Source organism: Rhizobium sp. FKY42, assembly GCF_005222835.1.
Lineage (GTDB): Bacteria > Pseudomonadota > Alphaproteobacteria > Rhizobiales > Rhizobiaceae > Neorhizobium.
This window is the reverse complement of sequence record NZ_STGA01000029.1, coordinates 41095-53703: the sequence shown is the minus strand read 5'-3', so window position 1 is coordinate 53703 and position 12609 is coordinate 41095. Positions and strand designations below refer to the sequence as shown.

Annotated in this window: 10 protein-coding genes; 5 read left to right on the top strand and 5 right to left on the bottom strand. The window is 55.7% G+C overall.

From position 1 onward, the window contains the following. The first annotated feature begins 33 nt into the window (after positions 1-33). From E8M78_RS11055 to dnaE, 3 genes are all read left to right on the top strand, one after another. On the top strand, positions 34-1341 hold the full coding sequence (locus tag E8M78_RS11055) for a lipoprotein-releasing ABC transporter permease subunit (protein WP_137135112.1): 1308 nt from the start codon (positions 34-36) through the stop codon (positions 1339-1341). Between the two features lie 9 nt (positions 1342-1350). Further along, the gene (locus E8M78_RS11050; RefSeq protein ID WP_137135111.1) at positions 1351-2034 is read left to right on the top strand and encodes an ABC transporter ATP-binding protein; all 684 of its coding nucleotides are present in this window, start codon (positions 1351-1353) and stop codon (positions 2032-2034) included. A 421-nt stretch (positions 2035-2455) separates the two neighbouring features. Beyond that, positions 2456-5953 (top strand): DNA polymerase III subunit alpha, encoded by a 3498-nt coding sequence (dnaE, locus tag E8M78_RS11045; RefSeq protein WP_137135110.1) that lies wholly within the window; start codon positions 2456-2458, stop codon positions 5951-5953. 90 nt (positions 5954-6043) lie between these two features. Here the strand turns inward: dnaE and E8M78_RS11040 are convergent, their stop codons facing one another. The 3 genes from E8M78_RS11040 to E8M78_RS11030 all read right to left on the bottom strand — a co-directional run bounded on the left by E8M78_RS11040 (position 6044) and on the right by E8M78_RS11030 (position 8352). Then, on the bottom strand, positions 6044-7267 hold the full coding sequence (locus E8M78_RS11040; protein WP_137135109.1) for a L,D-transpeptidase family protein: 1224 nt from the start codon (positions 7265-7267) through the stop codon (positions 6044-6046). A gap of 135 nt (positions 7268-7402) precedes the next feature. Continuing rightward, on the bottom strand, positions 7403-8047 hold the full coding sequence (locus E8M78_RS11035) for a hypothetical protein (RefSeq protein WP_137135108.1): 645 nt from the start codon (positions 8045-8047) through the stop codon (positions 7403-7405). Next, positions 8044-8352, bottom strand: coding sequence for a DUF3572 domain-containing protein (locus E8M78_RS11030; protein ID WP_137135107.1), 309 nt, complete (start codon positions 8350-8352; stop codon positions 8044-8046). The genes E8M78_RS11035 and E8M78_RS11030 overlap by 4 nt, the downstream gene beginning before the upstream one ends. A 127-nt stretch (positions 8353-8479) precedes the next feature. Between E8M78_RS11030 and E8M78_RS11025 the strand changes: the two genes are divergently transcribed. Together E8M78_RS11025 and E8M78_RS11020 are read left to right on the top strand one after the other, a co-directional pair. After that, complete coding sequence (locus E8M78_RS11025; RefSeq protein WP_062552608.1) at positions 8480-8851, top strand: response regulator; 372 nt, start codon at positions 8480-8482, stop codon at positions 8849-8851. A gap of 15 nt (positions 8852-8866) precedes the next feature. Beyond that, entirely contained in the window at positions 8867-10231 is a 1365-nt protein-coding gene (locus tag E8M78_RS11020) for a PleD family two-component system response regulator (RefSeq protein ID WP_137135106.1), read from the top strand. An 805-nt stretch (positions 10232-11036) separates the two neighbouring features. On the opposite strand, the gene rpmG is transcribed toward E8M78_RS11020, so the two are convergent. Then, positions 11037-11204, bottom strand: coding sequence for a 50S ribosomal protein L33 (gene rpmG, locus E8M78_RS11015; RefSeq protein ID WP_062552606.1), 168 nt, complete (start codon positions 11202-11204; stop codon positions 11037-11039). 94 nt (positions 11205-11298) lie between these two features. Further along, positions 11299-12510 carry an MFS transporter gene (locus E8M78_RS11010; protein ID WP_137135105.1) on the bottom strand — a complete coding sequence of 404 codons (1212 nt, stop codon included), beginning with the start codon at positions 12508-12510 and terminating at the stop codon, positions 11299-11301. Positions 12511-12609: the final 99 nt, after the last annotated feature.

The following is a 12609-nucleotide window of genomic DNA, read 5'->3' as shown; positions in this document are numbered from 1 at the left end:
TTCAGGCAGACGGTCCCAGGAGCAGGAGAAACCATGGCGAAGGCCGAGGCGAACAAAGTAGTGCAACAGCAAGATGCTACTCCATCTGCTGGACCTTTCTCCGCCTTCGAGCGCATGGTTGCATGGCGCTACCTGCGTTCTCGGCGCAAGGAAACTGTCATATCAGTCATTGCAGGTTTTTCCTTCGTCGGCATCATGCTCGGCGTCGCGACTCTCATCATCGTCATGGCTGTGATGAACGGGTTCCGCACCGAGCTGATCTCTCGCATTCTGGGCATTAACGGGCACATTATTGTTCAACCGGTAGACAAGCCTCTAACCGACTATGCGCAGCTGGCGCAGAGATTTGCGGGCGTATCCGGCATCACGATGGCCCTGCCACTTGTGGAGGGGCAGACCTTGGCCTCGGGCCGGCAGGGCGCGGGTTCGGGCGCGCTTGTTCGCGGTATTCGAACGGAAGATCTCGAAAAGCTGAAAGAGGTCGCCACCAATATTCGCTCTGGCGATCTGACAGGATTTGCAACAGGAGACGGAGTTCTCGTTGGCTCGAGACTGGCAGCGTCCTTGGGCATCTCTGCCGGAGAACGAATCACGCTCGTCTCCCCCGAGGGTGACGTAACGCCTATGGGGATGATGCCGCGCGTCAAATCCTACCGTGTCTCCGGCGTCTTCGAGATCGGCATGTCTGAATACGACGCTTCCATCATCTACATGCCTTTGGCCGAAGCGCAGGCCTATTTCAATGCCGACGGTATCGTGCAATCGATCGAGCTTTTCCTGCAGGACCCGGACAAGGTTGACGAGCTTCGGCCAAAGATCGAGGAAGCCGCAGGGCGGCAAGTGTTTCTGACCGACTGGCGCCAACGCAACCAGACATTCTTTTCGGCGCTGCAGGTGGAACGGAATGTCATGTTCATGATCTTGACACTCATCGTGCTGGTCGCTGCGCTCAATATCATTTCGGGCCTGATCATGCTGGTGAAGGACAAAGGTCGCGACATTGCCATCCTGCGAACGATGGGCGCCAGTTCAGGTGCCGTGATGCGCATCTTCTTCATGACGGGTGCCGCTATCGGTATCGTTGGCACGATCGCGGGCGTCATTCTGGGCGTTGTGGTTTGTCTGAATATCGAGTCGATCCGGCAGTTCTTCTCCTGGGTCTCAGGAACGGTTCTGTTCGATCCGCAGCTCTATTTCCTTAGCCAGTTGCCAGCAGAAATGAGCTTCAGTGAAACCCTGTCTGTGGTTATCATGGCACTTGTGCTGTCTTTCCTTGCCACCATATTCCCCGCCTGGCGCGCCTCACGGCTCGATCCGGTCCAGGCATTGCGTTACGAATAGGATCGGAACATGGCGCGAAAGACCGTTCTCAAGCTCGCTGCAGTGGACCGTCAATACGGTCAGGGCGAGCAGGTTCTCTCGATCCTCAAGGAAGCAGATTTCGAATTGCGTGCTGGAGAGATCGTGGCGCTTGTCGCACCGTCAGGAACCGGTAAGTCGACATTGCTGCATCTGGCGGGCCTTCTCGAGCATCCCGATGGAGGCGAGATATACGTTAATGGGGAAGCATGTGGCGGATTGCCGGACGACAGGCGCACGGCCATTCGCCGCGGCGACATAGGATTCGTCTACCAGTTTCACCATCTTCTGCCGGAATTTTCGGCGCTCGAAAATATCATGATGCCGCAGTTGATTTCCGGGCTTTCGCGGAAGGAAGCCAAGGAAAGGGCCGCGCAACTGCTGGACTATATGCGAATCGGCCACCGCGCAGATCATCGGCCCGCAGAGTTGTCCGGAGGTGAGCAGCAGCGTGTGGCGATTGCGCGTGCTGTTGCCAATGCGCCACTGATTCTTCTTGCGGATGAGCCAACGGGAAATCTTGATCCGGAGACGGCTTCCTACGTCTTCGATGCTCTGGAAGCGCTCGTGCGGCAGTCCGGGCTTGCTGCCTTGATCGCAACGCATAATCACGAACTCGCAGGCCGGATGGATCGGCGCGTCACCATTGAAGGCGGCAAGATCCGGGAGTTTTAGTCGTTCTGCCAAGCGCTCCCCATAATTTTGCCGTTAGCCGATCTGCCTGCTCGCTTAGGCGGAGCTGACAGGCGCTGTATCCATGCTGCTAGCGCCACATCATGATGAAGCGGGCAGGGCATCGCGCTCATCATAATTTATTCAATAAAAGCGTTCTGCGAATGTTCTGCTTATTGACGAAGGAACAAAAAAAGAACAAATTAAAAACATAACGGAAAAGGAGAGCGTGATGACTGACTTGCTCCGGGATGTTGCTGCATTTGCCTCTATGATGACTTTCCTCGCCAGCCTCTGCGTCATTGTCTTGTCCATGTAAGGAATGAACGCCGTTTTCCAGTTGATTGGTCACTCCATTGCTGGACTTTGGGGACCGTTCGGCCGACAATTGGGAGGAGACTATTTGAGGCAGAACGGCAGGTAAATGGCAGATCAGGTTCACGACACAGCGACAGCAGAAACGGCGGTATCGCCAGGTTTTGTTCATCTGCGTGTGCACTCGGCTTACTCCCTGCTGGAGGGAGCCCTGCCGCTCAAGAAAATTCTGGCCAAAGCGAGCGCGGACAATCAGCCCGCGATCGCGATTACCGACACGAACAACCTCTTCGTGGCGCTTGAGTTTGCAGAGAAGGCTACCGGTGACGGCATCCAACCTATCATCGGCTGTCAGATGTCCATCGATATGGAGGATCAGGGCGACGAAAAGCGGGGTGGCAACGGAGGATTCGTCAAACTTCCATCGATCGTTCTGCTTGCGGCGAATGCGGTTGGCTATGAACGACTGGTCGACCTCGTCAGCCGCGCCTATCTCGGTGGTGAAGGGGGGCATGCGGTTCACATCCGGATGTCGTGGCTTGAGGAGGGAGGCGCGGACGGTATCATTGCGCTGACCGGTTTCAGTTCGGGGCCCATCGATCCACTGCTGAAAGAAGGGCACAGCTCTCAGGCTGAGCAACGATTGCTTCGATTGAAGGCGGTGTTCGGCGATAGGCTCTATGTCGAGTTGCAGCGGCACACCGGTTATAGCAGGCTGCATGAACGAAAGCTGGTGGAACTTGCCTATGCCCATGATCTTCCGCTGGTCGCGACAAACGAGGCGTTTTTTCCGTCCAAGGCCGAATACGACGCTCACGATGCCCTGATGGCGGTTGCCCATAATGCTATTGTGTCGGATGATACGCGCTTCCGCCTGACGCCGGATCACTGCCTGAAAAGCCGTGCTGAAATGCAGACCTTGTTTGCGGATCTCCCTGAAGCGCTTGAAAATACGATCGAGATTGCGCGCCGCTGCTCTTTCGTTCTGAAAACGAGAAAGCCCATTCTTCCCCGCTTTACCGGAGGTGCCAGCGATGCGGAGGAGGCGGAGCGCGCAGAGGCGGCGGAACTGCGTCGCCAGTCCGTGGAGGGACTCGAAGCGCGTATTGCGGCGCTCGGAATGGCCGCCGGTTATACCGAACAGGATTATCGCGAACGCCTCGATTTCGAACTGTCAGTTATCGAGAGGATGAGGTTCCCAGGTTACTTCCTGATCGTTTCTGACTTCATCAAGTGGGCCAAGCAACATGACATCCCGGTTGGCCCCGGCCGCGGCTCCGGTGCAGGTTCGCTGGTGGCCTATGCGCTGACCATCACGGACGTGGACCCACTCCGGTTCTCGCTGCTTTTTGAGCGCTTCCTGAATCCGGAACGCGTTTCCATGCCCGACTTCGATATCGATTTCTGTCAGGATCGACGTGAAGAGGTCATTCGCTACGTCCAGCAGAAGTATGGCCGCGAGCAGGTGGCGCAGATCATCACGTTCGGCTCGCTTCAAGCGCGTGCTGCATTGCGCGATGTTGGGCGTGTTCTCGAGATGCCTTATGGTCAGGTCGACAAGATCTGCAAGCTGGTGCCCAACAATCCAGCGAATCCGACACCGCTTTCCAAGGCCATTGAGGAAGAGCCCCGACTGAGGGAAGAGGCTGAGAAGGAGCCAGTCGTTGGCCGGCTGCTGGATATTGCGCAGAAGATCGAAGGCCTCTATCGCCATGCGTCGACTCATGCCGCGGGTATCGTGATCGGCGACAGGCCGCTTTCGAAACTCGTGCCGATGTATCGAGATCCGCGTTCGGACATGCCGGTCACCCAGTTCAACATGAAATGGGTGGAGCAGGCCGGACTCGTAAAGTTCGACTTCCTTGGCTTGAAAACGCTGACCGTTCTGAAGACGGCCGTTGATTTCGTCGCCAAACGGAACATCCATGTCGATCTGGCCACGATTCCGCTCGATGACAAGAAGACTTACGACATGCTGTCGCGCGGCGAAACCATCGGCGTGTTTCAGGTGGAAAGTGTCGGCATGCGCAAGGCCCTTCTGGGCATGCGACCGGACTGTATCGAAGACATCATTGCTCTGGTCGCGCTTTACCGACCGGGACCGATGGAAAACATTCCAGTCTACAATGCGCGCAAACATGGCGAAGAAGAAATTGAATCCATTCACCCCAAGATCGATTTCCTGCTGAAGGAAACGCAAGGCGTTATCGTTTACCAGGAGCAGGTCATGCAGATCGCTCAGGTTCTTTCCGGTTACTCGCTTGGAGAGGCTGATCTGCTGCGCCGCGCAATGGGCAAGAAGATCAAGGAGGAAATGGACAAGCAGCGCGAACGCTTTGTCCAGGGCGCCATCAAGAACGAGGTTTCCAAACCGCAGGCAGATCTTATTTTCGATCTACTGGCCAAGTTCGCCAATTACGGCTTCAACAAGTCGCACGCCGCAGCCTATGCCATCGTCTCCTATCAAACGGCATATATGAAGGCTCATTATCCGGTGGAGTTTCTCGCCGCATCAATGACCTATGATATGGCCAATACGGAGAAGCTGAATGATTTCCGGCAGGATGCTCAGCGCCTCGGTATCAAGGTTGTTCCGCCGTCCGTTCAGACCTCGTTCCGCATGTTCGAGACAGGTGACAATTGCATCTTTTACTCGCTGGCTGCAATAAAGGGTGTCGGCGAAGCCGCTGTCGAACACATCGTCGCTGTGCGTGGTGAGAAGCCGTTCAGCAGCCTGGAGGATTTCTGCCTGCGTATCGATCCGAAGCAGGTTAACCGGCGCGTTCTCGAAAGCCTGATCTTCGCCGGGGCCTTCGATTGTTTCGGCAAGGATCGTGCAGAGCTGGTTGGCGGCTTGGATCGGATCATTGGCTATGCGCAGCGGGCGGCTGAAGGCAAAACCAGCGGTCAGCACGATATGTTTGGCGCGTCCTCTGCAGCGGGACCAGAGAAGCTCATTCTCCCTGCGTTTGATCCTTGGACGGCGTCTGAAAAGCTGCTGCGCGAATATCAGGTGCTCGGATTTTATCTATCTGCACATCCGCTGGATACCTACGCGCAGGTGTTGGCAAAGATGCGTGTTCAGAATTTTGCGGAGTTCTCCGCTGCCGTGAAGGCCGGGGCAGGGGCTGGCAGGCTTGCGGGTACGGTTACCGCGCGGCAGGAGCGGAAGACGCGCACCGGGAACAAGATGGGGATCGTTACGTTTTCGGACGCGACCGGCCAGTTCGAGGCCGTGTTGTTTTCCGAAGCCTTAAACCAGTATCGCGATCTGCTGGAGCCGGGAAAATCGCTGGTCATTACGGTGCAGGCGGACGAGCGACCGGAAGGAATTGGGCTCCGTATCCAGACGGTTCAGTCCCTGGAGGAGATGTCGATCCAGATGCAGAAGGCGCTTCGCGTTTACGTCAAGGATTCAAGCCCTTTGAGATCGATCGTGAAGCACCTGAATGCAAGAGGAGACGGCCTTGTATCGTTCGTGGTCGTGAAGGATGATGGCAAGCGGGAAATCGAGGTTGAACTGATGGAGAAGTACCGCATCTCCCCGGAAATTGCCGCGGCGCTGAAAACCGCACCTGGGGTCCTGGACGTCGAACTCGTCGTGTAGCCCTAGAGCCGGGAAACGGCGGCAAGATCTGCTCGCTGTGGAAGTGTCTCCGGGTAAGTGATGCCTTGCTCCGGTGGCTTCAAGATCATCTCAGCGCGTCAAGGTAATGAAATCTGTTCCCTGTGGCGCAGTCTCGGAGCTGACACCATTGTCTGTAATGGTGATCGACGTGCCTTCTGTGAGCATTCCATTGATCTTGGTACGAATCTGCGTTGGTATCTCGATACGATCCAAAACGCTCTGCCCCGCTGCTTCAACCACCGAGCCTTCCGGCGCAATGCCCAGCCTTTTGCGCGTGCCGTCGCTGAGCTCATTTTTGAGTGCGATCGCTTGCCACACCGCTTGGCCATTCTTCGGATCAATATCGGCTATGGTGTAGAGGTGAGTTCCGAGTTCCCGCTCTGGATCCCGGATAGCGACCGGTGTCGAGAGTATTTCTTTGAAGCCTTGGCGAATATAGAGTTGGCCTTGCGGAGCCGGGTCGCGACCAGCCGATGCATAAAGGGCCGCCAACATCTCTTTTGATATCAGTGTGCCTTTGGAGGGCAGGTTCTTCCACCGCTTGAAGCCGGCTATGGCACTGCGCGTCATTTCTCCCGCAAATCCATCCGGCGCGCCTGCGTCAAAGCCGAGTTCTGTCAGCATCGCCTGAACGTCTGCAACGAGTTCGCGGTCGCCTCGACGCGTAATCAATATTCGAAGCGGCTGGGACTCCTCCGGAGTCCGGACCATGGGTTCTGGTTTGGGCAGCAGAAGCGACCGGTCAGGATTGTTCATTGCCAGTTCGACCGGGCCGGTTGTCTTGCTGGAAGGACGCAAAGGGACATCCGAAAGGATCTGCACGTCGGTTGTTAGTTGGAATAGAAACGGGTGCCTTACAACGACTGGCGCCACATCCTCATCGGCAATGATGACATGTGCCCCCCGCTTGGTCATCGAGAACAGGGTTTCGGCGAAGCCGGAAGGCAGCCGTACGCAGCCATGCGATGCAGGGTAGTTCGGCACCTTGCCTTCATGAAGAGCGATACCTGACCATGTCAGGCGCTGCATCCAGGGCATGGGCGCATTGGAGTAGATATTGGACTCGTGGTATTTTCGTTTCTCCAGGATCGAGAAAATACCCGTTGGCGTATCGTGACCGGGCTTACCTGTAGAGACCTTTGAGGTGGCGATTATCTTGCCATCATCATAAACGGTCAGGCTCTGTTTTGCCCTGGACACAATGATCTGAACCGTTCGTCCATCCTCTGCCGCGAAGCTGAAACCCGCAAGGCTCGGAAGTATGGCGAGCGCCAGCGCCGCGCGTCCAAACATGACATACCTCATACCCAATACCAAAACGAAACATTACGCCACGGAGCTTAATGAAGGTTTGAGTATATGCGAGCCGATGGCAGATTCCGGCGCCCTGTCATGTTTCCTAGCGATCAAGATACTGAGGAACTCGTCTCAGCGCTGAGCAAAGTGTGACAGGAGGAAGCGCTCGACATCCGACCAGTTCTGCGCAGAAAGGACCGTGGGGGCTGGCTTCGGCGCGTGGTTATGCATTTCTGATTGCGGCATAAGATGAACCAGCAGACATTCGGGAACCGCTGCGGCAACGGAATGATGATTGTGAGCCATGTCATCGATAAACGCGACAGGTAGATCTCGGCTGCCGTGTATCTGGCGAAGGACAGGGCCTTTCGGGCTCTCGGTTGCGAGCAAAGGATAGGTGAGGTCGAGGCTATCCAGCAGGCGCCTGCGCATATGCGTATAGCGCGGCGGCATGGCTGTGAGAAACACCACGTCGGCCTCCGCGGCTAGCCGCCTCAAGGCCTGTACCGCATCGCCAAAGGGCCGTTGCCAGGCTTCCTGCGCCGCGAAGAAATCCTGGATCAACTGCGTCACATCATCGTCTGCCAGAGGACGCTCGTCCAGCGTGGAGAGAATATTGCCATGCAGCTGGTAGGAGCGGGGCACCAAACGGTGGCCCAGGCTGCCAAGGAAGCCTTCGAAAGGAGACAGGAATTCGAGGACAACATCGTCGACATCGCAAACGACAAGTGGACGGTCGCTGAGACGCAGATGGCCGATGTCAACGATTTCGCTCATTCGTAGTGTCCTGAATCAAGACCTGGGCCCGAGTAATGACGCCAAGCAGCAACGACATCCTCCGGCTTCCATTCCGAAACCCTACAGAATTCGAGAAGCGTGGGTTCATGCGACATGACGAAGTCGAGGAGACCTGCCAGGAAGCCGGGATCGCTCAGCGCACTGCGCAATTGCATCGGCTGGACACCAGAAAGCGCTAGAAAACGACCCAGCATATCCGGCTCATTGGCCAGCCACTGCAAAACGGCGGCCGCTGTTTCGTTTGGCAGGGGAGGCTTCGGCCTGTTTACAAATTCTGAACGCATCAACGATCCAGTTACCTTTTCTTCAACCAAATCCGCTTACTGTTCCGAAAGCCGGAGCATGGAATCGAGCGTTTGGAGCCTTATATCTCAATATAGGCGCGATCGCCCGAAATGAAGGATAGAAAGTATGCCCAAGCGGGTGATGATTGTTGAAGACAATGAGCTGAATATGAAGCTCTTCCGCGATCTGATCGAGGCTTCCGGGTACACGACGATCCAGACCCGTAATGGGATGGAGGCGCTGGATCTGGCGCGAAAGCACCGTCCCGATCTGATCCTCATGGATATCCAACTCCCGGAAGTGTCAGGCCTTGAAGTAACCAAATGGCTGAAGGAAGACGATGAACTTCATGTCATTCCAGTCGTTGCGGTCACTGCCTTCGCGATGAAGGGCGACGAGGAGCGCATCCGCCAGGGTGGATGCGAAGCTTACGTCTCCAAGCCTATTTCGGTGCCGAAGTTTCTCGAAACGATCAAGACCTATCTTGGGGACGCCTGAGGCGGGGAGGCGGACATGACAGCGCGTATTCTGGTGGTTGATGACATTCCGGCGAATGTGAAGCTGCTGGAGGCACGTTTGCTTGCTGAATACTTCGATGTTTTGACGGCTGAGAACGGCTTCAAGGCGCTGGAAATCGTCGCAAACACACCTGTCGACGTTATCCTGCTCGACATCATGATGCCGGGAATGGACGGTTTTGAAGTGTGTGAGCGGCTAAAGGCCAATCCGAAGACCATGCATATTCCAGTGGTCATGGTAACGGCGCTCGACCAGCCAGCAGATCGCGTGCGTGGCCTGAAGGCCGGTGCCGACGATTTTCTCACCAAGCCCGTCAACGATCTGCAACTCGTTGCGCGCGTCAAGAGTCTCGTGCGTCTCAAGACGCTCAGCGACGAACTTCGCATTCGCGCCGATACCGCGCGAACGATCGGTTTCGAGGATCTGACCCGGTTCGATGGCTTCGATATGAGCGGGCAGGTTCTTCTTGTGGACGGCCGTGGAAGCTCCCAGGAGCGAATAATCAGGGCGTTGAAGCCAGTTGCTGAGGTAACAGCAATGTCGGATCCGCAGGCTGCGATCTTCGAGGCAGCCGAGTCTCCGGTCGATCTCGTAATCATCAACGATAATATAGAAGATTACGATCCCCTCAGACTATGCTCTCAGCTTCGCCTCCTGGAACGAACGCGCTTCCTGCCACTCTTGCTCATCACCGAAAGTGGAAGGGATGACCTTATTGTTAGGGCTCTTGACCTTGGGGTGAACGACTATCTGACGCGTCCCCTCGATCCAAACGAACTGGTGGCGCGAACCCTGACACAGATTCGACGCAAGCGGTTCAATGATAAACTGCGATCGAGCGTTCGTCAGACGATCGAACTGGCGGTCACCGATGGCCTCACAGGCTTGCATAATCGCCGCTATCTCGACAATCATCTGAAGACGCTGTTCAATCGTGCTGCCGCCAGATCGCGCCCTTTGTCTGTATGCATCACCGATATCGACCGGTTCAAAAGCGTGAATGACACCTATGGACACGATGCAGGGGATGAGATCCTGCGTGAATTTGCCCGGCGCATTCGCTCCACGGTACGCGGTGCAGATCTTGCCTGTCGTTACGGAGGCGAGGAGTTTGTGGTCGTGATGCCGGATACGGACGCGCATTCAGCCGCCTCTATCGCAGAGCGCCTTCGTGGAATCATCGAGGCCGCTCCGTTTGCTCTTCCTTCGGGCGGTTCGCTGCAAATCACTGCGTCCTTAGGAATCGCGAGCTATACTGCAGGCGTGGAGACACCCGAACAACTCCTGAAAAATGCTGATCGAGCCCTATACGAGGCAAAGAACAGCGGACGAAATCGGGTCGTTGCGGCTGCGGCATAGTGACCTAGGCGTTTAGCCAGGCGGTTGCTGTGGCCCGATAGTGCGATAACGGCGATATGATTCGGCAACATTGGACGACGCTGGGCTTGTGTGAGTAACAGCAGACGGATGCCGAACAGATTTCGGATTGCACTCCAAAGTAGAGGTCGGGACTTGCAGTCACCAATTGCAAAAAATGCGAGCATGTTTCACATTAAAACGCACTGAGATCAATTATTCCTAATAAAGCGACAAGTAATCATCTTTATATGTCATCAATTTAGATTTAGCTTTATTAGTATTCCAAACTAATCTTGATTATATCTTAACTCACGAGGCTGATCCTGGCTTTCGATCTTGCTGTTTTAACCATGTCACGCATCAATTGACGCGCTAGTTAAGAATGGGTTGATTTCGTCCCGGTTTTACGCGAATTTGTTGTCAGCGGAATAAGTTCCTGAAGGAACACAGAGATACCCCATGATGCTCAGGTCCGCCGCATCTCCTGGGTCGTGGGGTCGGTCGATCGGCGTGCAGTTATGCGGTTCCTCGTGCCGCTTTGCATGCCGATCGGCCCCCTAAGGTCGAATAACCTTTTGCAGAGGCCCAGGCAGCATCTGCACATCCCGCGCGCTCCCCGCTCAAGCATCAACAGAAATCTTGCAGGAAGCCGCTTTCGCGCGTTTAAGCGCCTAGCCGTCTTGAAGAGCGTCCAACACACATTGTGATATCGGGGGAGCGGTTGCAGGTGGTTGCCGACAGGTGCCCATAACAAAAAAAGCGCGACACCGAGGTGCCGCGCTTTTTAAACGGAATTCGGATCAAGTTACTTGATCTTGGTTTCCTTGAACTCAACATGCTTGCGAGCGATAGGATCGTACTTCGTCTTCGTCATCTTGTCCGTGAACGTACGGCTGTTCTTCGTCGTAACGTAGAAGAAACCTGTATCGGCCGTCGACAGCAGCTTGATCTTGATGGTCGTAGCTTTCGCCATGGTCTTCCTGCCTCTAATAAAAAATCAAGCCGCGGACGCCTTTACACGGTCCACGGCGAAATCTGGCGCGAAACTACAAATCGCGCCCGAAAAGTCAAGTCCGTTGACGGCTGAAAACCGTCCGAACGATGAATATCACCACATATAGGGCAAAGAAACCGGCAAGTGCCCATGCAAATCCGTTGTTACCGACCAAATCGATCGAAATCCCAACAGCCTGAGGTCCGGCGACTGTCCCGACCGCATAGCTGAAAACAAATGCAGCATTGGCGGCAGCGAGATCAGATCCTGTGAGTCGCGATCCGAGATGCGCAAGCCCAACTGTATAGAGGCCGGATACGCAACCACCCCAGACCAGCAGCAGGCCTGCCATGAGCCACCAGTGGTGGATAAGGTAAGGAAGTGCCAGTGCGCCTAGAAGGCCCGCCAGAGCCATCAGGAAGAGCATCGGCCGACGGTCTTTCAGACGGTCGGAAATCATGCCAAACGGGATCTGGAAGACCATGTTGCCAATTCCCATAATGGTTAGCAGCTGTGCGGCGCTTGCTTCCGGCAGGCCGACACGGTTTGCATAGACCGGAAAGAGTGACAGTCCGCCCACTTCAACGGCCCCGAAGACAAAGACTGCTGCTGTAGCCATGGGAACAAGAAAGACATAGCGTAGGAAATGTTGCTGTGGTTTCTCATCCAGAACCGGATTTTCGCCGCGCGCGATGTAGATCGGGATGAAGGCCAACATGATCGCCGCAGCGCCAACAGCGAAGGGAAGTACACCTTCGCTCCCTATCTTCGAGAAGATTAACGGCCCGATGGCAAAGCCAACGGCAAGTACGGTCGCATATATGCCGAGAACCAGTCCTCTCTTGCGGGGCGGGGCGGCGGCGTTGATCCAGAACTCCGAAAGGATGAAGAGTGTTGTCGTTGCGCCGTGGAAGCCCACGCGCAGCGGAAACCACATCCAGAAATCAGTTGCGTAGTAGAAGCCCAAAGCGCTGACAGCGGCCAGCACGACGGCCCAAAGCATTGTTCTGGCGACGCCGAAATCATGGGCCAACTTGGTCGTTATCGGCGCAGCGGCCATTGCGGCCACGCCAGCCATGGCTGAATTCAGGCCGATCAATGTCGACGATATGCCCCGCTTCTCCAGGATGATGCTGAGCAGGGGCAGCCCCAGTCCGATCGCGATGCCGACGGCGCTGATCGCCGAGATCGCAGCAAACAGCGAAGGCCAGTGGATCTCCTCCGGGTGGCAGCTATCGCCGTCTCCCTGGCTGGGATTATGCTTGTCCTTCGAATATGAATCCATCTGCCCGTCGCTTAGGTTTTGCGCGCAAATTGGGCGCGGCCGAAGTCGATATAATCTGCAATCGACACGTGGTGAAGCGGTACCGGCAAAATCTTCAAT

Bases quoted from the DNA above. Each gene is read 5' to 3' on its own strand.
- E8M78_RS11035 (WP_137135108.1), bottom strand. From the start codon at position 8,047: ATGAGCGAAATCGTTGACATCGGCCATCTGCGTCTCAGCGACCGTCCA.
- rpmG (WP_062552606.1), bottom strand. From the start codon at position 11,204: ATGGCGAAAGCTACGACCATCAAGATCAAGCTGCTGTCGACGGCCGAT.
- E8M78_RS11055 (WP_137135112.1), top strand. From the start codon at position 34: ATGGCGAAGGCCGAGGCGAACAAAGTAGTGCAACAGCAAGATGCTACT.
- E8M78_RS11025 (WP_062552608.1), top strand. From the start codon at position 8,480: ATGCCCAAGCGGGTGATGATTGTTGAAGACAATGAGCTGAATATGAAG.
- E8M78_RS11050 (WP_137135111.1), top strand. From the start codon at position 1,351: ATGGCGCGAAAGACCGTTCTCAAGCTCGCTGCAGTGGACCGTCAATAC.
- E8M78_RS11040 (WP_137135109.1), bottom strand. From the start codon at position 7,267: ATGTTTGGACGCGCGGCGCTGGCGCTCGCCATACTTCCGAGCCTTGCG.
- E8M78_RS11030 (WP_137135107.1), bottom strand. From the start codon at position 8,352: ATGCGTTCAGAATTTGTAAACAGGCCGAAGCCTCCCCTGCCAAACGAA.
- dnaE (WP_137135110.1), top strand. From the start codon at position 2,456: ATGGCAGATCAGGTTCACGACACAGCGACAGCAGAAACGGCGGTATCG.
- E8M78_RS11020 (WP_137135106.1), top strand. From the start codon at position 8,867: ATGACAGCGCGTATTCTGGTGGTTGATGACATTCCGGCGAATGTGAAG.
- E8M78_RS11010 (WP_137135105.1), bottom strand. From the start codon at position 12,510: ATGGATTCATATTCGAAGGACAAGCATAATCCCAGCCAGGGAGACGGC.